Source organism: Rhizobium sp. SVR5-9E (assembly GCF_056755095.1).
This window is the reverse complement of sequence record NZ_JBNDHS010000017.1, coordinates 1-17,879: the sequence shown is the minus strand read 5'-3', so window position 1 is coordinate 17,879 and position 17,879 is coordinate 1. Positions and strand designations below refer to the sequence as shown.

Annotated in this window: 19 protein-coding genes and 2 pseudogenes; 6 read left to right on the top strand and 15 right to left on the bottom strand. The window is 59.5% G+C overall.

Features of this window, described 5'->3' with window-relative positions; translation table 11 throughout:
• Positions 1-707 precede the first annotated feature (707 nt).
• From ACPYOJ_RS10980 to ACPYOJ_RS10935, 10 genes are all read right to left on the bottom strand, one after another.
• A complete protein-coding gene (locus ACPYOJ_RS10980) occupies positions 708-1,712 on the bottom strand; it encodes a quinone oxidoreductase family protein (protein ID WP_481416282.1) in 1,005 nt (334 codons plus the stop codon).
• Between the two features lie 39 nt (positions 1,713-1,751).
• The gene (locus tag ACPYOJ_RS10975) at positions 1,752-2,630 is read right to left on the bottom strand and encodes a beta-keto acid cleavage family enzyme (RefSeq protein ID WP_481416281.1); all 879 of its coding nucleotides are present in this window, start codon (positions 2,628-2,630) and stop codon (positions 1,752-1,754) included.
• A complete protein-coding gene (locus tag ACPYOJ_RS10970; RefSeq protein ID WP_481416280.1) occupies positions 2,630-3,391 on the bottom strand; it encodes an SDR family NAD(P)-dependent oxidoreductase in 762 nt (253 codons plus the stop codon). The genes ACPYOJ_RS10975 and ACPYOJ_RS10970 overlap by 1 nt, the downstream gene beginning before the upstream one ends.
• Before the next feature lie 2 nt (positions 3,392-3,393).
• Positions 3,394-4,320: a dioxygenase family protein gene (locus ACPYOJ_RS10965; protein ID WP_481416279.1), complete on the bottom strand. Its 927-nt coding sequence runs from the start codon at positions 4,318-4,320 to the stop codon at positions 3,394-3,396.
• A 32-nt stretch (positions 4,321-4,352) separates the two neighbouring features.
• Positions 4,353-5,135: a glutathione S-transferase family protein gene (locus ACPYOJ_RS10960; protein ID WP_481416278.1), complete on the bottom strand. Its 783-nt coding sequence runs from the start codon at positions 5,133-5,135 to the stop codon at positions 4,353-4,355.
• Positions 5,136-5,202: 67 nt separating this feature from the next.
• Positions 5,203-6,033: a branched-chain amino acid ABC transporter permease gene (locus tag ACPYOJ_RS10955; RefSeq protein WP_481416277.1), complete on the bottom strand. Its 831-nt coding sequence runs from the start codon at positions 6,031-6,033 to the stop codon at positions 5,203-5,205.
• A gap of 211 nt (positions 6,034-6,244) precedes the next feature.
• Positions 6,245-7,123, bottom strand: coding sequence for a branched-chain amino acid ABC transporter permease (locus tag ACPYOJ_RS10950; protein WP_481416276.1), 879 nt, complete (start codon positions 7,121-7,123; stop codon positions 6,245-6,247).
• A gap of 11 nt (positions 7,124-7,134) precedes the next feature.
• A complete protein-coding gene (locus ACPYOJ_RS10945; protein ID WP_481416275.1) occupies positions 7,135-7,863 on the bottom strand; it encodes an ABC transporter ATP-binding protein in 729 nt (242 codons plus the stop codon).
• Complete coding sequence (locus ACPYOJ_RS10940; RefSeq protein ID WP_481416274.1) at positions 7,863-8,609, bottom strand: ABC transporter ATP-binding protein; 747 nt, start codon at positions 8,607-8,609, stop codon at positions 7,863-7,865. Before ACPYOJ_RS10940 ends, ACPYOJ_RS10945 begins: the two co-directional genes overlap by 1 nt.
• A gap of 71 nt (positions 8,610-8,680) precedes the next feature.
• The gene (locus ACPYOJ_RS10935) at positions 8,681-9,958 is read right to left on the bottom strand and encodes an amino acid ABC transporter substrate-binding protein (protein WP_481416273.1); all 1,278 of its coding nucleotides are present in this window, start codon (positions 9,956-9,958) and stop codon (positions 8,681-8,683) included.
• 237 nt (positions 9,959-10,195) lie between these two features.
• Here ACPYOJ_RS10935 and ACPYOJ_RS10930 point away from each other — a divergent pair, with 237 nt between their 5' ends.
• On the top strand, positions 10,196-11,233 hold the full coding sequence (locus ACPYOJ_RS10930) for a LacI family DNA-binding transcriptional regulator (RefSeq protein WP_481416272.1): 1,038 nt from the start codon (positions 10,196-10,198) through the stop codon (positions 11,231-11,233).
• 4 nt (positions 11,234-11,237) lie between these two features.
• A pseudogene (locus ACPYOJ_RS10925) lies at positions 11,238-11,372 on the top strand (LysR family transcriptional regulator); the annotation flags it as partial.
• A gap of 212 nt (positions 11,373-11,584) precedes the next feature.
• Here the strand turns inward: ACPYOJ_RS10925 and ACPYOJ_RS10920 are convergent.
• The 4 genes from ACPYOJ_RS10920 to ACPYOJ_RS10905 form a co-directional block, all read right to left on the bottom strand.
• Positions 11,585-12,346, bottom strand: coding sequence for an SDR family oxidoreductase (locus ACPYOJ_RS10920; protein WP_481416271.1), 762 nt, complete (start codon positions 12,344-12,346; stop codon positions 11,585-11,587).
• Positions 12,347-12,365: 19 nt separating this feature from the next.
• Positions 12,366-12,704, bottom strand: coding sequence for a carboxymuconolactone decarboxylase family protein (locus ACPYOJ_RS10915; RefSeq protein ID WP_481416270.1), 339 nt, complete (start codon positions 12,702-12,704; stop codon positions 12,366-12,368).
• A 180-nt stretch (positions 12,705-12,884) separates the two neighbouring features.
• Entirely contained in the window at positions 12,885-13,364 is a 480-nt protein-coding gene (locus ACPYOJ_RS10910; RefSeq protein WP_481416269.1) for a DUF6130 family protein, read from the bottom strand.
• 110 nt (positions 13,365-13,474) lie between these two features.
• The gene (locus ACPYOJ_RS10905; protein ID WP_481416268.1) at positions 13,475-13,690 is read right to left on the bottom strand and encodes a hypothetical protein; all 216 of its coding nucleotides are present in this window, start codon (positions 13,688-13,690) and stop codon (positions 13,475-13,477) included.
• A gap of 129 nt (positions 13,691-13,819) precedes the next feature.
• Here ACPYOJ_RS10905 and ACPYOJ_RS10900 point away from each other — a divergent pair, with 129 nt between their 5' ends.
• Positions 13,820-14,767: a LysR family transcriptional regulator gene (locus ACPYOJ_RS10900; protein ID WP_481416267.1), complete on the top strand. Its 948-nt coding sequence runs from the start codon at positions 13,820-13,822 to the stop codon at positions 14,765-14,767.
• 186 nt (positions 14,768-14,953) lie between these two features.
• Here the strand turns inward: ACPYOJ_RS10900 and ACPYOJ_RS10895 are convergent, their stop codons facing one another.
• Entirely contained in the window at positions 14,954-15,397 is a 444-nt protein-coding gene (locus ACPYOJ_RS10895; RefSeq protein WP_481416266.1) for an NUDIX hydrolase, read from the bottom strand.
• A gap of 164 nt (positions 15,398-15,561) precedes the next feature.
• Here ACPYOJ_RS10895 and ACPYOJ_RS10890 point away from each other — a divergent pair.
• From ACPYOJ_RS10890 to ACPYOJ_RS10880, 3 genes and pseudogenes are all read left to right on the top strand, one after another.
• Positions 15,562-16,017 (top strand): annotated as a pseudogene (locus ACPYOJ_RS10890) (CYTH domain-containing protein); the annotation flags it as partial.
• A gap of 109 nt (positions 16,018-16,126) precedes the next feature.
• Positions 16,127-16,954, top strand: coding sequence for a CHAD domain-containing protein (locus ACPYOJ_RS10885; protein ID WP_481416265.1), 828 nt, complete (start codon positions 16,127-16,129; stop codon positions 16,952-16,954).
• Positions 16,955-17,167: 213 nt separating this feature from the next.
• A partial coding sequence (locus tag ACPYOJ_RS10880) for an HlyD family secretion protein (protein ID WP_481416264.1) occupies positions 17,168-17,879 on the top strand: 712 nt, incomplete at its 3' end.

Below are 17,879 nucleotides of genomic sequence, written 5' to 3'. Positions count from 1 at the left end.
TCTTGACGAGCCAGCGCAAAAATGCCGGGGAATGGCCGGGCCGTGAGAAATTTAGTCGCTTTAAGGGCAAGGGCCTGCGGAACGGGTTGTCGGCCGAAGAAAACAGGGTGCTTGCCAATACTCCCCATATTGATCAAGCAATGGTACTGATCCTCCGAGGCCTTACGAAATCGAAGCTTGGTGCTCACAAAGGGACGAGCGCTAAACAGTATTAAGCCTACCGCTGAGGACCTGGCGACGATGGGCAAGGCGATCTGTCGAAGCCGCTCGTATCCGTTGCCAGTCCCGCCTCCCTAGACTAACACGCAGTCTCTGACCAACTGCTTCCATAATTGGCATCCACCAATTTGGTGGTCACCAAGCATCTATACGGGCATCGCTAGGAGAATGATCGCTGATGCACCAGACCGGTTGAATAGCGCCCGCGCTTCGCCCGGTGCTAGTCTACAACTATCCAGCTGTCTTAACGTTACCGACTCGGTCGATGTCTCAACCGTCACTTCGCCCGAAATCACCACGTAGATTTTTTCAACGTTCGCATCCTTCAAGGAGGTTCGCGCACTAGGAAGCAGGTGCGACAGACCAATCCAAATCGTGTCGGTGTTCGTTGCCTCCTTTCCCTGAAGGCGCAGGCATTGCATGTCATAGTGCTCGGCCGCCTCGTACGGTCGAGCTTCGTTGTACCGCGTTACTTGCATGTTTGGTCCTCACGGCTTCAACAATATGCGGTCCGGCGTTCCACGCAGAACGGATGCATATGCCTTGGCTGCATCATTGAGCCCGTAGCAGGTGGCGGAATTGATCGGAAAGGGCTTGAGCAGGCCTTCCTCGAACTTCGCTTTCAGCCGGTCGAAGATCCGTGCTCCGTCGACCGACGACAGTGCGAGCGTATCGATGCCGATGTATTTGTGGCGACCGCGGAAGAAGTTGAAGATATCAAACGGCACGGCGCGATCGAAGGTCGAGATAAAGATTTGCCGCGCCTGCTTCGCCATGGCCTTGTTGGCCAATTCGAAATACGGGCTGCCAACGGTATTGAAGACGATGTCAGCACCATGGCCGCCCGTCTGCTCGCGAACGATGGCCGCCACATCGTCCTTGCTGCTATCCAGCATTTCGACCGGGCCGTTCGTATGGCCTAACAACGGTTGGCCGTCATATTCGACTGCGAAGACCTTGGCGCCGGTCATCGTCGCAAGCTGGATTGCCGCCTGCCCCACCTTTCCGTTGCCACCGCAGACGAGCACCACATCGGTTGGCTGCACACCGCCGGCTTCGCGCAGTCCTTCATAAGCCGTGATAAAGGGAACGCCGATGGAGCCGGCCTCTTCCATTGTGAAATTGCCGGGCTTCTGGCGCACTGCCTTCTCATCGAGGACCATCCATTTGGCATGGCTGCCGTCCTGGCTGATGCCGAGCTCGCCGCCACCGCCCCAGATCTCCCAGCCGATCATGTGTCTTGGTCCTTCGCGCACGATGCCGCCGAAATCGCGCCCGGGCGTGCGTGGCCAGATGGCGTGCGGCATATGTCCGAGCGAGGCCTTGACATCGCTTGGATTAACGCCGGCTGCTACGATCTCGACCAGCACCTGCCCGGGTCCGGGTCGCGGCACGCTTACATCGGAAACCTCGATCTGCAGGTTGTCGAGATCCGGCGACGGCGTTGTGACGCGCAGCGCCTTGCCCAACTTGGCGTCGATCTGGATATTCATGGTATTGTCCTTTCTGAGACCGGGTCGGCCATCGGGATTTCAGGGCTTCAGGTTGAGAATCTCGCGGGCTTGCGACGGGCTTGCGATGCGGCCGCCCATCTTTTCGATGATGTCGCGAGCGCGCTCGACGAGTTCGCCGTTGCCCTTCGCAAGGACGCCCTTGGCGATGTATGAAGTGTCTTCCAGGCCGACACGCACGTGTCCGCCGAGCAGGTACGCCTGTGCCACCATCGGAAACGACATCCGCCCGACACCAAACCCTGTCCAGACTGCATCCTGCGGCAGCATGCGCGCTGCCGTCGCCATCGCATCGGTGGTCGACGGGAGGCCATACTTGACCCCGGTGACGATTGTGAACATCGCGGGCGATTTCAGCACGCCGGCTTTGAGCAGGTCGTGGGCGAGCTGGATGTCGCCGGTGTCGAAAACTTCCAGTTCCGATTTCGCGCCGGCGCTTTCGATGATTTCGGCCATGATCTTCACGTTACCGGGGGTGTTGATCACCACTTCGGCGCCAAAAGTCATTGTATTCAGATCAAGCGTGGCGATGTCGGGCTTCAGCGCGACGATATGCTCAACGCGATGCTCGGGCCGCATCAACGTGGTTCGCGGCCCGGCTACCGCCGGGTTTTCATCGCTTGGATGGTAACGGCCGCCCGGCCCGGTGGTGACGTTGAGGATGACTGCGTCGTTCTTCGCCCGGATCCGTTCGATGACCTCGCGGTAATGCGCGATCTCCATCGACGGTTTTCCGGTCTCCGGATGGCGGACATGGATATGCACGACAGCTGCGCCTGCATCCGCCGCCTCCAGACAGGAATTGGCGATTTCTTCGGGCGTGACCGGCAGACCGGGATGGTTTTCGCGCGTCGTGAGATTGCCGGTAATCGCGCAGGTGATGATGACGTTCTGCTGCATCAGAGATGCCTCCCCCCGTCGATGACGATACGAGTGCCCGTCGAGAATTTGAGATGGGTCGCACAGGCAAGAACGGCTTCGGCCACGTCGGTCGGCGTCGTAATGCGCTTCAACGGCGTGGCGGCGGCCGCCTTATCCTTGAACTCCTGGCCGCGACCGGGAACAAACTCGGTATCGACGACGCCGGGAGAAACAGCCATCACCCGGATCGCCGGAGCCAGGGCCCGGGCGAGCGAATTCGTCATGATATCGAGGCCCGCCTTTGCCCCGCAATAGGCGATATTCGATCCGATGCCGGTGAAAGCGGCAATCGAGGAGACATTGACGATAAGGCCGTGGCCGCTCTTTGCCAGCGCCGGCGCAAAGGCGCGAATGGTCGCAAAGACGCCCCGCCAATTGTTGACGAAGACCTGGTCGATGAGCTCGTCGGTGAGCGCCTCGAGATCAGCGTGTGCTACAGGCTTCGTGACGCCCGCCGCGTTCACGAGAATATCGGCGCGTCCGCAGGCCGAGAGCACGGCGGTGCAGAAAGTGCCGATCGACGAGGTATCCTCGATCGAAACGGGAAGTGCGATATGGCCGCTTCCCGGCAACGCCTCCGCGATCGCCCTTGCCTTCTCCTCCCCGGATCGATAGCCGACCACGACGGCCGCACCCGCTTGGGCAAGCAGGCGGCATGTCTCGCTGCCGATGCCGCCGGATCCGCCGACAACGATCGCGACCTGGCCCTTAAGGGTGTCAGACTGAACAATCTCGCTCATTGTCATGCCTTTGTTCCGGAGATGGGCGGGATGGGATAAGTCGGCTCGCCTTCGAGCAGCTTGAAAGTGTAGTCGCAGGTATAGAATGGGAGCTGCTCGCCCGGATATTCCGGATGCGGCTCGCGATGCTCGACGAAATCGCCGACAATCTGCGCCTTCGCACCGAACACGACATCGGTCACAAGGGCTTCCTGCTTATCGGAAAAGATTTGGGTTATCAGCGTCTTGTGACCGGGCGCCGACACGATGAAGTGTATGTGCGCCGGCCGCATCGGATGACGCTTCTGCGCATGGAGCAAAACGCCGACCGGACCATCCGTTGGAACAGGGTAGCCAGCGGGCTTGACCGACTTGAAGCGGAAACTGCCCGTCTCGTCGGTATGGAAGAGGCCACGTAGATTGAAATCGTCCTGCTCGCTGTCCTGGTTTTCGTAAAGGCCGACAGGCGAGGCCTGCCAAATGTCGAGTTTTGCGCCCGCAACAGGCGCTCCATCGACGCCGATCACCCGACCGGAGAAGAACAGCGCTGGTCCCGGCGTCTCCGAGCGCGCGATGCATTCGCCATCCGAACATTCCGGGGCGTGACCACGATAGAACGGGCCGAGGAGCGCCGACATCGTCTCGCCCTGCATGCCGTCATTGTTGATGAGGTCGATCAGGGTGGACGCGCCGAGAACGTCGGCGGCCAGCACGACCTCGTTGTTGGTCTCGTGCGTATGATGGCCGAGCGCTGCGATCCAGCGCAGGCCATACTCGAATTCCTCTTCGGTCGGGCGGGTCTCGACGATGAACTGATGAAGATGGTTGATCAAGGCGTCCATGATCGCCTTGAGGCGTGGATTGGTCGTCTTCGCCATGGCGGCCAGGACCGTGGGCTTGACGTCCGCGATTGTCGCAATCAGCTTGGGTTCGATGGTTACGTGTTGCATTGTCGTCTCCTCCTGTGTGCCGGCACGGCCGCTCATGCGGCGGCATGCGCCGTCCGTTTCAGGGATTGCAGGTGTGGGTATTTTTCGGTCAATAGAGACCCGTGATAGTAAGTCTGCGAGAAAGCATCGCTCGCCTTGATGTTGCGCAGCCAAAGATCGATCTGAGGTGAATCGGCCCAGAGATGACCGAGGTTGATATCGCCCATACGGACGATGACCGGCATGATGGCGATGTCAACCAATGTCAGATCGGCACCGAGCAGCCAGGGGCCGCCGCCTTCGCGCAGCCAATGGGCCATGCGGTCGATCCCTCGCTTGAGCCGGCCGATTGCTTCGTCCATCTCCGACTGGGGGAAGCCGGTCCTCCCCATCTTCAGGAGAAACTCGCGACGCAGGGGCTTGCTTTCGCAGACGGCGAGGAATTCCCCTTCCGTCATTGCCTGGTAATGCGGCAGGAAGGCCAAATTGTACGAAGGTACGCGAACGGCCGGCGTCGGCACTTCATCGATGAAGCGCATCATCGCCCGCATGCGTGCGAGATCCAAAGGCGCGCGCGGCCGCAACGGCGCCACGTCGCCAAGCGTGTCTTCGAGGTACTCCATGATGACGGCGGAATCAACGACCGGCGTGCCGTTGTGGACAAGCGTCGGGACGACGCCGTTCGGGTTGATCGCAAGATACTCGGGCTTCAGCTGGTCGCCCTTGAACAGGTCGAGCCTGTGCTCCTCGAAGGCCTTCCCCTTGGTGTGAAGCGTATAGCGAACGCGCTGACTGCAGGTCGATTGCGGTGCGTTGTACAGTACGTATTCAGACATGGCTTTCTCCTCCTGCTGCCTTGGCAAGTTCATTTCGAACGGTGAGCGGTCGGTCGTATTGCTACGGTCAGTCCCAGTTCAGGATCCGGGGAAGCTTGCCTTTCTTGGCAAGAGTTCCCACGAGGCCAAGGGGAAAGAAGACAAGCCCGAGTGCCATGATGAGACCGGTTCCCAGGATGTTGAGTTCAGAGGCGCCCATCGTCGCCACGAAGAGCTCGTTCAGCACGACAATGGCGACCGCCCCGATGACCGGCCCCGCGATCGTGCCCTTTCCTCCGAGAATGCACATCAGGACGAGGTTCGCCGAGATGCCGATGATGAGAAAGATATTGGGACGCAAATACGTCAGGTATTCGCCCCACACCGCACCGGCCATGCCCACGAAGAATGCCGACAACGCGAAGGCGAGCACTTTATAAAGGCGGGTGTTGATCCCGGCACTTTCAGCCTTGACCTCATCCTTTGAGATGGCACGCAGACCGAGGCCGAACTTGGAGTGCTTTATCCTGTAGCTTGCCCAGACCGTGAAGGCCGCAATTGCGATGAACGCATAATAGTACGGCAATTTCGTCCACTGCGCCGACAGGCTGTTGGCCGGAAGCGTCAGGCCATTCGTGCCGCCGATGAATGCCCAGTTGTCGAACAGGATCCGCGCAATCATCAGAAGAGCGATCGAGGAGATAATGAAGCTCGGCCCACGTACTCTCAGGGTAATGAGCCCAACGAGGTACCCCACCGCGGCTGCGACGAGCCCGGCAAGAGGGGCCGTCACAATCGTCGAGACGCCGTAGCGCGCAAGGAGCATTCCCGCGACGTAGCCGCCGATTCCGAAGAAGACGCTATGGCCGAGCGAAATGTAACCCGCAAAACCGCCCAGAATGTTCCAACCCGATGCCATCGCAGCAAAGACGCGGCGAAAAGCACGAGATGAAGGAGATAGTTAAAGTTGCCAGCAAACTGCAGCAGCGGTAGTGCGACCAGTGCTGCCAAAAGCACGAGCGGGAACCAGATCGCGCGGGTCTGATCGGCTTTGAGTGCCAGCTTCTCGTTGTGCGCACGCCTGGCTTCGAGCACGGTGCTGGTGCTGGAGTGGGGAAAAGTGACGGTCATTATGCCATCTCCGATTTTTCGCCGAACAGACCCTGTGGCCGGACGAGCAGGATGATGAAAAGAGCGAGGAAGAAGGTCATTGTCGACCAGGTCGCGCCAATCCAGGTGCCGACGAAGGCTGCAATGACGGACAGACCGAGGGCTGCGACGACGGTGCCGAGGATGCTGCCCATGCCACCGAGAACCACGACAGACATCAGCATCGCCATCCATTCCCAATGCTTGGCCGGGAAGAAGCTGAACACGAAACTGACAAGCGAGCCGGCGGCACCTGCAAGCCCAATGCCAATGCCGAAGGCAAGGATGCTGATCGCATTAACGTTGACGCCGAGCAGTTCAGCGGCTTCGCGGTTCTGTGTCGTCGCACGGATGGCGTATCCCAGCCGTGAATATTTGAGAAACAGCGTCAGAGCACCGATGATTAGCATTGAGACGATACCGGCATAGAGCTGGCCCGTCGGAATGAAGAGGTCGCCGATAAAGATCGCGTCGGTCGCGTACGCCGGAGAAGTGACGCGCTGTGTGTTGCTGAAGAGACCACCGAGGAGCCCCTCCACCATCGTTGCCAGCGCAAAAGTGAGAAGCACCGTCATCTCGGAGTACTTTGCGCTCTTGGCCTCGCGCTCGAAGAGGAGCTTGTAAAGCACGACACCGACTACCGCCATCACGATCGAAGCGACCGGCAGCATGAGGATCGGATCGAGGCCCAGCAGTTTGAAAGCCCAATAGGCGATATATGCGCCGCCAATGATCAGCGCCGGATGAGCGAGGTTTACGATCCGCATGACGCCAAAGACCAGCGACAGTCCGGACCCCATGAGAGCGATGACGCCGCCGAGCGCTAGTCCGAGAACCAATATCTGGATGAATTCGGCCATGTTGTTCTCCTTCAGGCGGCTTTCTTACCGCCAAGGTAGAGTTCCTGGATGCGAGGATCGGCAAGGATTTCCGAGGCCGGCCCTTCGAAGAGGGTTTGCCCGAGGTCAAGCACGACGCCCCAGTCGGAATTCTTCAGTCCCATCAAGGCGTTTTGTTCCACGAGCAGTACTGTGATGCCTTCCGACGACATCATCTTCATGATGTCGAACATCTCCTGGATGACCTTTGGCGCAAGACCGAGCGAGGGTTCATCCAGCATGACGATGCTGGGCTTGATGATCAGCGTGCGCGCCATTGCCAGCGTCTGCTGTTGCCCGCCGGACATCGTACCGGCGAACTGATCAGCCTTTTCCTTGAGCATTGGAAAACGCTCGAGGATTTCGTCGACGCGGCGGTGAAGCTCTTTCTGATCATCGAGGATGAAGCCGCCCATCCGCAGGTTTTCGCGCACAGTCATCTTCGGGAAGAGCGCCCGCTCCTGAGGCACGAAGCAGATGCCTTCGCGCAGGATCTGGTCCGGGCGCATCCCGTTCAGCCTTTTGCCCTTGAAGATCACGTCACCCTTGCGGATAGTGAGCATGCCGCAGATCGACTTCAGTAGCGTCGATTTTCCGGCGCCGTTCGGGCCGATGATGCAATGAACCTTGCCTGGCTCGACCGTAAGATGCGCGCCATCGAGGATGGCAGGACCATCTCCGTAGCCTGCGGTGATATTGGTGACCTGGAGAAGTTCGCCCATCAAGCCGCCTCCTCTTCCAGCACACCACCGAGATAGGCGTCGAGCACCTGTGCGTCCTTGCGGACGATATCCGGGGTACCCGAACATATAACCCGGCCTTGCGCCATAACGACCACCTTGTGGGATAGCCGCATGATCAGGTCCATGTTGTGTTCGACGATGAGAACGGTGAGCCCTTTTTCGTTGAGCGCGCGGATGCGGTCGACGATTTCTTCCATTAGCGATGGATTGACGCCGCCCGCCGGCTCGTCGAGCAGGACGATTTTCGGATCGGACATCAGGAGTGCTGCAAGATCCATCAGTTTCTTCTGTCCATAAGACAGATTGTGTCCATCCTCGTAGGCAATACGCGTGATTCCCAGAAAATCGAGGATCGACAGTGCCTTATCCTTCTCCTCCCGGCTCATGGCCGGACGGAAAAGGCCACGCAGACCATCGACTTTCGACTGGACGATGACGTTTTCGATTACGGTCATGTCCGATAGATTGCGCGAGATCTGAAAGGTGCGGCTGAGGCCCTTGGCCGTTATCTTGTGCGGAAACAGGTGATCGATACGCTCGCCGTCCAGCCAGACTTCACCGGAGGTCGGGGTGACCGTGCGGCTGATGCAGTTGAAAGCGGTGGTCTTGCCTGCCCCGTTCGGTCCGATCAGTGCAGTGATAGACCCTCTTTCAACCGCGAAGGAGGCGCCGTCCACGGCTCGCAACCCTCCATAATGCTTGCAAAGATTTCTGACCTCGAGCATCGCCCGGCCTCCTTGTCGTCTGCTGGCTTGGGATCGCGGGGAGGCTTTCCAGCCACCCGCGAAGGGTCTCGTCAGAAACCTGCTTTGGGATAGCTCAACGGCGAAACGCCTTGAAACTCATCCTTGGGATAGACGAACTTCAACTCGCCGCTCTGCCACTGCGTCATGATGTACGATTTGTCCTTGGCAAGGCCGCGGTCGTCCCAAGAGAAGCGGCCAAGCACCGTGCGCACGGGGTTGTCCTTGGTGCGCTCGTGAAGCCATTCGCCCATCTTCGCATTGTCGGTCGAACCGGACCCGGCAATTGCCTGTTCGATGCCCTGGCAGACGGCAAACGGAATGGCGCTGTCTTCATCGGGATCGACGCCATATGCGGCGTTGAAGGCCTTGACGAAGTCGGCATTCGTGAACGGCTTGCCGGCCAACGTGCTTTCGAAGGGTGCATCCTTGTGCCAGTTGGCGTGAACCATGACGCCTTCGGCCGCGCTCGCGCCGACACCCTCGATGAACTCATACTGGGCGCCCTGGCTGAGATAGACGAACTTCGGCTTCGCACCTACCGTCTTGAGTGCACGCGTGAGCTGGACAGCCTCTTCCTCGGACGCTGTCAGACCGATGATCAGCTCGGCGCCGGAACGCTTGATTGAATTCGCAAGGTTCAGCCAGTCGTTGAAGCCATCGTCTGGCCACTTCTCTTGCATGACGACGTCAATGCCGGCCTCTTTGAGATATCCAGGCGCAAGGTCGGCGATCTGCTTGTTCGTTGCCGCATCGATCACCTTTTCGCCAAGTAGGCCGGAGGCGATCGCATTTGCGAAGAAGTCATCAGCATGGACAATGGCAGCTGACTTGGGCCCCTGTCCTGCTGGGATTAGGTCCTTGATAACATTGACCACATCTTTGCCGGTATATTCGGCTGCCCCGACCTGAAAATAGAAGAGGTTCTTGTAGCCCTGCTCGTAGATGCGCAAGGCCCCGCCAGAGGGCACGGCATGAACCATGTTGTACTTGGACAGGATACTTGCGACCGGATAAGTTAGACGGCTCGAAAACGTCCCGTATACGGCGTCGACCTTGTCGACGTTGATGAAACGCTCGTACTGATTGATTGCGGTTGCAGGATCCGAACGATTGTCGCTGACGATAAGATCGACATGTCGGCCGAGGATGCCCCCGGCGTCGTTGATCAGTTTCGTGCAGAGTTCATATCCGCGTTTATGTTTTTCGCCGCTGACGGCTAGGCCGCCTGTGATCGGCAGTGATGCGCCGATCTTGATGTTTTCTGCCTGCGCCATCGCCACGCTAAACGCAAGGGCAGCCGTTACTGCAAAAGGGACTGAGAGTTTCATCGATGCTCCTCCATTCTCTGAAACCTGATCCGCAATCGATTGCAGAAAGAGACAAAAAAATTTGCCAACGGTAGGGGCAAATCCTTACCCGGTGCCTCCACACCAGGAACGTGCGCATTTTCACGCAATCGATTGCGTAATCCCTAGCATGCCCATCTAGAAGCCGTCAACAATTTCGTGCAATCGATTGCTTATTTCGGCACAGGCTTTAAAATGGTTTAGGGAGAGGGAACGAGCATGTTGAAAAAACGAATTACATTGAAGGACATAGCTCGAGAGACAGGCGTTCATGTCTCCACGGTTTCTCGTGCTCTGGACCCTGTGGAGCGGAGACATCTAACAGAGGAAGTCGCCAATCGCATCCAGGCGGCAGCGCATACACTTGGATACCGACCCAATCGAGTCGCTGCGGGGCTTCGGACGAATAGAACGATGACGGTCGGTGTGATAATTCCCGATATTACCAACGTGATCTTTCCACCAATTCTTCGCGGAATTGAAAGTGTGCTTGAGCCGCTGGGTTACGCGTCCATTATCGTCAACACGGACAGCGATGTGGAACGGGAGGAACGTCTTATCGACGTGCTACGTGACCGCGGCGTCGATGGGATAATCCATGCCGCGGTACTGCGTAACGATCCGGCCATCGCCAGGGCGGCTCAGGACGGATTACCCGTTGTGACCTTGAATAGAAAGGTGGACGGGTCACCCATTCCTTCGGTCGTCAACGACGAGGATTCTGGAATTTGTCAGATGTTACGACATCTGCGGAGCCTCGGTCATAGGCACATTGCCCACATTGCTGGCCCGCAAGGTTTGTCGACGGGCCAGCTCCGCTTGGTGGCGTTCCGCAGGGCAGCAGAGGATATGAATGTTAACGTCGCAGATGAACTGGTCGTCGTTGCGTCGCGGTTCGACGAGGCCGAAGGAGCACGGTGCCTTTCGACATTGCTGGCCTCTGCCAAACCCTTTACGGCCGTTCTCTGCGCTAACGACCGATTGGCATTGGGCGCCATTGAGGCACTGAGGGAGCGAAATATCGCCTGTCCGGAGCAGATTTCGATTACCGGCTTCAATGACATGCCGTTTCTGAATCTTATTCAGCCGAAGCTCACTACAGTCCGCATCCAGCAATATGGCGCAGGAAAGGCCGCCGCGGATGTCTTGCTGCAGCTTCTGAACTCGGATGACAACGCAACGATTCCTGTAGAGACCATTTTGCCTGTAGAGCTCGTTGTCCGTGAAAGCACCGCGTCGGCGGCCGCTCGAAGCTGACATGGGACACCGTCCACTGCAGCCTACGCCTCTCGGACGGGCGCTTGCCGATCACAGCCAGACTATGCTCTCGGCGTCGCACAGAGCATCGGATGTCATTGCGAGCTTTCGCGATGGCAACAGTGGCGTCGTGCGCATCGCGGCTGCCGCCGCGTGGACGCTCTCGGCACGGAATGCGGGTTATTGAAATTGGCTGTGTCGAGACGACCGGTCAACGTTGCCCCAATCGATCAAACTGGGCGTCAGTGGGGTCGCTGGCCGGAACTTGTTAAAAAAGCCGGGGCAAAGCCCCCGGCTGCGACAAGCCATCGTCAAAGAGTTGTGGCGCTCGGCATGGTGCGCGCTTCGCGTTCAGAGTTCACCGAACCCACCGTCAACGACCAATTCGGATCCGAGCATGTAGCTGGATGCGTCGCTGGCAAGGAACAGCACGGCGGCGGCGATTTCTTCGGGCTGTCCAAGCCGACCGATCGGAATCAGGCTGCTTGCCCCGGAGAGGTAGTCACGGAATTCCGCTTCGGTCTGTCCAGGATGCTCCGATTGGCCTACGCCGCGAAGAATGGGCGTCTCTATAAGGCCCGGACTGACAGCGTTGACGCGGATGCGCCTGCCTAGCAATTCCGCCGACAACGTGCGAGCGAGGGAACGCACGGCCGCCTTCGATGCTGAGAGCATCGCTCGACCAGGCACACCAACCTGATTGAGCCAGCCTGTGTTCAGGATGATCGAGCCACCCTCCCTCATGATCGGCTCCGCCGCTTGAATGGAAAAGAACACCGACTTTAAGTTCGTGTCCATGAGGCGGTCGTACTGAGCCTCGTCGGTGGTGGACAACGGCGTAACATAGGCGACGCCGGCGTTCGCGAAGAAGATGTCGAGAGCGCCGAATGCCTCCCGAACGTCGATCGCCATATTTTGCAAAGCGTCGCGGGAAAGCACGTCTGTCTGCAGTAGCAGGACATCCTGCCCGATCGTCTCCCGCGCCCGCTCGAGCGCCGCCCGATCGCGGCCGGTGATCGCAAGGCGAGCGCCGTTCTTGTGTAGGAGTTTGGCGGTCGCTAGACCAATGCCCGAGGTGCCGCCGGTGATAAGCGCTGTCTTTCCGTTTAGCATGCTCTTTCCTTTGCTGGGGTTAGGATTTGAGGTTGCTGACGGCGTCGAGCACATGGCTGCTGTAGACCATGGCCGCACCGGCATTGAGGTTGATGGCGACGCCCAGCGCTTCGGCAATCTCCTCGTCGCTGACGCCGAGTTTGACGGCTTCCGCCGAATGAAAGGCAATGCAGCCGTCGCAGCGGGTCGTCACCGCGACTGCCAAGGCGATCAGTTCGCGCATTTTGGCATCGAGGTGGCCGGTCTTTGCGCCCGCACCTGCCAGGAGGGCGGCGCCCTTGAGCGTATCCGGCGTCCTTGCCGCCAGTTGCTTGAGGCGGAAATTGACGTCCTGGATCTTTTTCTTCCAATCGAGCATGAGATGACTCCAAGTTGCGGTGTTAAGGCCCTTCAAGTGGCCGCCTGAGGAGGCGGGGCTGGCGTTCCCGCTCAGGTCGCGCAACCGCGAGGCTGCGCGCGGATGAGATACCAGTCGCGCCCAGCTTGAGAATTCAATGTCCTGCTCCGGCGTGCTCTTGCCTTTTGCAGGGATCGCGCGTCACTTTGTGGCGTGATGCTCGTGGGACAATTTCGCCGAGGCGGGTATCGTGAACGGCACCGTCACCGCCTGACCGGGAATGAGGTCGTGGTTAGCGTCCACCAAGGCGATCTTCACCTTGTGCGGGCCGGGTGGAAACCCGGCGATGTCGACGGTGTTGTTGTCACTCGCGTCGGCCCACCACCAGGGCAGGTCGTCGACAATGATGTGCAGGTGCCCGATACGGGGAGATGCCTGGACGGCGCCGGTCCCGAAGACAGGCACGATGCGCAGGTTCTCCACTCGGTATTGGGCCCAGAAGACGCCCAGGGCCAGCCCCTCCGGAAGCGGTGGATCCACAATCAGCTTGGGTGCGGGTTCGTTCTCGACGGCTACATACGGTGAAGCGCCGCGGATTTCCCTTGCGGTCTGAGCGAGGGCGCCTGTGGCGAACAACGTGCCAGCGGCGACGGCTGCGAGCGTCTTGATGAGCATGGTCATTTGTATTCTCCTCTGGTTTGCATGTTTCTGACTGCCTGTTGCATAAAGCGGAACGCCCGGCCCTTGAGGGGTACCCGGAGGCGAGGCTGAGCACGGCAATGCGCTTTCCTCTACGCGGTACCGAGCTCAGAGGGCGGCTCCGGCCAGCGCCTCGGGAAACGGGGAGGCGAAGAATCCCAGATCAGATTATGGGCAGGCCCACTGCCAATCGCGACGTAGGGTGAAGTGCCGCGGATGTCCCTCGCGCTGTGGATCGCGGCATGGGCGAAGGTACTCGTGGCTAGCACGGTCCCGACGGCGGCAAACGTCTGAATGAGCATGATCATTGCATTGTCTCCCTTTAGAGCAGCGTTGGGATGTCGGACATTCGGCCGCGACGCGAGGAACATAGACGGTTCCAGTCTGGGCGATCAGACGGTAAACTTGGGAGACATCCTTTCACCGGGTGAAAGGCTATGGACCGTCTCGATGCCATGACCATTCTGCTTGCTGCTGTAGACGCGGGGAGCCTCTCTGCCGCCGGTCGACAGCTTGGCCTTCCTTTGACGACGGTCAGCAGACGAGTTTCCGAGCTGGAGGAGCACCTGAAAACCCGGTTGCTGCTGCGCGGCAGCCGCAAGCTGACACTGACTGATTCAGGCCGGAGCTACATCGCATCATGCCGGCGGATTCTGGATGATATCGCAGAAGCCGAACGCGGTGCCGCCGGAGAGTACGTGACACCGCGGGGGGAACTGACGATCAGCGTCTCACAAATCATGGGGCGCGTTCACGTCATGCCCGTCGTTCAGGAATTTCTGGAGGCCTACCCGGATATTCGCGTGCGCGTTCTGCTGAACGATCGGAGGGTGGACCTGATGGAGGAGGATGTGGATATTGCGCTCCGTGTCGGCGAACTAGCCGACAGCAGCATGATTGCTCTACGTCTGGGATATTTCCGCCGGATGCTCTGTGCCAGCCCTGCTTATCTGAAAATCCGCGGTGTGCCGAAAAAACCCTCCGATCTCGGCTCGCATAACTGTGTGGCCTATGACCGTGCGATCATACCGGGGACAGGCGGGTCAAACTGGGAATTTGGTTCGAAAGAGACACTCGAAATTGTCCCGATCCCCTATCGGCTTCTCGAGAATTCGGTCGAGGCCGCCGCCAGCGCCGCGGTGGCTGGGGCTGGAGTTGCGCGGATGCCGTCTTACCTGGCAAGTCAGTTTCTAAAGGCGGGCCTGCTGGTGACGTTGCTGGAAGAGTATGAATCTCCCCTCCTCCCAGCCAGTCTGATCTACCCAAGCCAACGCAAGGTGCCGCTTAAGCTGCGCGCCTTCCTGGATTTCTCCCTACCGCGTCTGCGGGAACGAATTTGCAAGTTGCCAGCACAGCCTTGGATCCATTCGGAACCCGAGGCGTAGGCGGTGTGCTATGATGATTTTTCCGCCGCCGTCAGTCGGATGAATCTGCAACCAGTCGAAGGCTGCACCGGAGGAAGTTTTCGAACAACTGGCGCGGCGTCAATGAGCCGCTTCGAGCGCGAGCCAGCGGTATCGATGGCATGCGCCGGGCCCTCGTCGAGAAATCAGAACCGAACACGCGATCAATCACAACAGCTTTTGCAACAGCGTTCTCAGCCCCGGCTGCGAGGATTCTGCGGCCGCTACCTTGGCCGGAAACCAACAGCTTTTCCGGACCGACTTCTCGGGATAGCTGTTGGCTACGGAGGCGACCTCCAGCAGGTGAACCGAGACCCGGTAGAGATGCGAACTGCCTTCCTTCCGATAGGTGAACGAACCGAAGACTGCCTTATCAACAGCGCCGGACGCGCCGGCTTCCTCGAAGGCTTCCCGCGCGGCCGCGGCGGCGGTCGCTTCGCCGGGGTCAAGGTGTCCCTTGGGAACGCCCCACCGGCCGTTACGCCGGCTGCCGACGAGAAGGATATGCAACCGTCCCTTCTTGTCTCGGCGACAACAGATCGCTCCGGCCTGCTCGATTTCGCGCGCGTCGACTTGCCGTTCGGACTGAGGCTGCGATCCGTCGTGTGCCATTTCTGTCCTTGCTGCGGGTTTGGGCTCTCCGCTTTATCCAGCCTTCATCACGCTTTGATGAACCCGAACCAACTATCGGTTCTACGCGTTGTCCGGCTACAAGACATGGAGGGGTACCGTTGCCGTCAGAAATCGAAATCAAGCTCGACGTCACGCCTCAAGCGATGGAAACCCTTCTTGGTTCCGACCTGTTGGGCGCGCCGCAGCAGGTCCTGCGGCAAAAGTCGACGTATTTCGACACGGCGGACCGACAGCTCTTCGAGCGCGGCTTCACTCTCCGCGTCCGACAGACAGGAGACGTTCGTGTTCAGACGGTGAAGGCAAGCGGAGAGAGCGCATCGCTCTTCGCGCGGTCGGAATGGGAGACGCCGCTTGAACAGGACAGGCCGGTCCTCGATCATTCGACCCCTCTTGAAAGTGAGTTCGGCAACGGCCTCGCGGTCGAAATTAAGTTCCAGGTCGAGATCGAACGCCGTATCTGGAATGTCAATGAGGCAGGTTCGAAGATCGAGATCGTGCTCGATCGAGGCGACGTCATGTCCGGCGACCGCAGGACGCCCGTCCGAGAAATGGAACTCGAACTGAAGGACGGCGATCCCGCCCAGCTATTCGTATTCACGCGCAAGCTGGAGGCTATCGCCCCTATCCGCTTCGGCGTCCAGTCGAAGGCGGAGCGAGGCTTTATGCTTGTCGGCCCGCAAGGCAGAACGGCTTCATCTGCAGCGGAACATGCGAACTGCCACGTCCTTCCAGACGGTAGCGACATCGTGCTTCCGGCAATTTCGCCTGAACGAAGACACCCTCCTGCGGCATCGCAACGCCGAGGCGCTGCATCAGGCTCGCGTGGCGCTTCGGAGGCTTCGGTCCGCGTTCTCGCTCTACAAGCCGATGCTTCCGGGACCAGAACCGCAACGGCTCAAGGACGAGCTTCGGTGGTTAGCCGGTGTCCTCGGCGAGGCTCGCAATGTTGATGTGCTCCTTCCGAAGGCGAATGACGTCGACATGCGCCGGCGCCTCCACGAGGCTCGGGAGGTTGCCTACGACGACGCCGTCGAAGCACTGGAGTCCGCTCGGGCGCGCGCCCTGGTGCTGGACTTCAACGAGTGGCTCCACTGTGGAGACTACCTCACCGACGCGCAGACGGCCGAGGTTCGCGAGATGTCCGCAGACGACTTCGCGTGCTCGGCGTTCGACCGCATGCGGAAAAAGCTCAAGAAGCATGGCAAGGCGCTGGCGGAGATTGACGACGAACATCGCCACGAGGTTAGGAAGGACGCGAAGAAGCTGCGCTACGCGGCCGAGTTCTTCGGTTCGCTTTTCGACGACAAACGCGGGCAGCGACGGCACAAGCGTTTCATTTCCGCAATGGAGGATCTGCAGGATCATCTCGGCGCCCTGAATGACCTCGCCACCGGTCCGGAAGTGCTACGCAAGCATGGACTGTGGGATCATCCGGCGCATGAGAGCGTCATCTCGCACGAGAACAAGGCAAGCCTGATCGGCTCCGCTCAGGCTGCGCTGGGCGACGTTATCGATACAAAACGGTTCTGGAAATGAACGCGGCGATCGGATTGCCCTCTTGGACATCGATCCCTACGTTTCGAGCGACGCCACATCGATGTCACTGGCCGGCTCTCGGCAGAGTGCTCCCTGACTGGAAGGAGTTGGTGCATTTGCAAGCGTCGTCTGCTAGGCTTTTCGGCGCCGACGATTCCAGAGCGGTTGGGATTTTGACGGATACATTTGGCCGTGAGTTGGGAGAGCGGATGAATGTGGCGATTGGCTCGTGTCTTGTCTGGTTTGGCGGTTCTCATCGGGCTAGGTGCGCTTCTCTGGTTCGCAACGAGACCACCTCCGTTGATCGTCCAGGGCGAAGTTTCGGCCAATCGGGTGGATATCAGCCCGCGCGTCTCCGGTAGAATCGTGAAGCTCAACGCTGACGTCGGCGACAATGTTGAAAGCGGCGCGACCATTGCGGAGCTGGAAAGCCCGCAGCTTGTCGCGGGCCTGCATATGGCCAAGGCGGCCCTGGCCGTGGCGGAAGCGGATCTTGTTCGGGTCAATAGCACCCGGCCGGAAACCATTGCCGCGCGGAAGGCGGAACTGGCAGCGGCCGCGGCCGACGTTACGTTGTATCAAGAGGATTTCGATCGTCAGGCAAAGCTGATCACCACCGGCGCCTCGACGCAATCGCGCGTGGACGAAACGACCCGCAACCTCGAAGCCGCGATCCGCAAGCGCGAGTCAGCCGAGGCCAATCTCGAACTCGCCGTCGCCGGAGCCAGCAAGGAGGAAAAGGCGCTTGCCGCGACACAGGTCGAGCAGGCACGCTCTTCCCTCAACCAACAAGAGGTCGACATTGCGGAACTGACGATCCGCGCGCCGATTTCCGGCCAGGTCACCACGCGTATAGCCGAACTTGGGGAGAACTTCTCGCCCGGCGCGCCGCTGTTTTCGTTGATCGACCTGCAGAATCCGTGGT

Coding starts and splice junctions, on each gene's coding strand:
- ACPYOJ_RS10915 (WP_481416270.1), bottom strand. CDS start 12,704: ATGCTCGATTGGAAGAAAAAGATCCAGGACGTCAATTTCCGCCTCAAG.
- ACPYOJ_RS10940 (WP_481416274.1), bottom strand. CDS start 8,609: ATGCTCGAGGTCAGAAATCTTTGCAAGCATTATGGAGGGTTGCGAGCC.
- ACPYOJ_RS10910 (WP_481416269.1), bottom strand. CDS start 13,364: ATGACCATGCTCATCAAGACGCTCGCAGCCGTCGCCGCTGGCACGTTG.
- ACPYOJ_RS10965 (WP_481416279.1), bottom strand. CDS start 4,320: ATGCAACACGTAACCATCGAACCCAAGCTGATTGCGACAATCGCGGAC.
- ACPYOJ_RS10920 (WP_481416271.1), bottom strand. CDS start 12,346: ATGCTAAACGGAAAGACAGCGCTTATCACCGGCGGCACCTCGGGCATT.
- ACPYOJ_RS10950 (WP_481416276.1), bottom strand. CDS start 7,123: ATGGCCGAATTCATCCAGATATTGGTTCTCGGACTAGCGCTCGGCGGC.
- ACPYOJ_RS10900 (WP_481416267.1), top strand. CDS start 13,820: ATGGACCGTCTCGATGCCATGACCATTCTGCTTGCTGCTGTAGACGCG.
- ACPYOJ_RS10935 (WP_481416273.1), bottom strand. CDS start 9,958: ATGAAACTCTCAGTCCCTTTTGCAGTAACGGCTGCCCTTGCGTTTAGC.
- ACPYOJ_RS10970 (WP_481416280.1), bottom strand. CDS start 3,391: ATGAGCGAGATTGTTCAGTCTGACACCCTTAAGGGCCAGGTCGCGATC.
- ACPYOJ_RS10960 (WP_481416278.1), bottom strand. CDS start 5,135: ATGTCTGAATACGTACTGTACAACGCACCGCAATCGACCTGCAGTCAG.
- ACPYOJ_RS10955 (WP_481416277.1), bottom strand. CDS start 6,033: ATGGCATCGGGTTGGAACATTCTGGGCGGTTTTGCGGGTTACATTTCG.
- ACPYOJ_RS10885 (WP_481416265.1), top strand. CDS start 16,127: ATGCGAACTGCCACGTCCTTCCAGACGGTAGCGACATCGTGCTTCCGG.
- ACPYOJ_RS10980 (WP_481416282.1), bottom strand. CDS start 1,712: ATGAATATCCAGATCGACGCCAAGTTGGGCAAGGCGCTGCGCGTCACA.
- ACPYOJ_RS10945 (WP_481416275.1), bottom strand. CDS start 7,863: ATGGGCGAACTTCTCCAGGTCACCAATATCACCGCAGGCTACGGAGAT.
- ACPYOJ_RS10905 (WP_481416268.1), bottom strand. CDS start 13,690: ATGATCATGCTCATTCAGACGTTTGCCGCCGTCGGGACCGTGCTAGCC.
- ACPYOJ_RS10895 (WP_481416266.1), bottom strand. CDS start 15,397: ATGGCACACGACGGATCGCAGCCTCAGTCCGAACGGCAAGTCGACGCG.
- ACPYOJ_RS10975 (WP_481416281.1), bottom strand. CDS start 2,630: ATGCAGCAGAACGTCATCATCACCTGCGCGATTACCGGCAATCTCACG.
- ACPYOJ_RS10930 (WP_481416272.1), top strand. CDS start 10,196: ATGTTGAAAAAACGAATTACATTGAAGGACATAGCTCGAGAGACAGGC.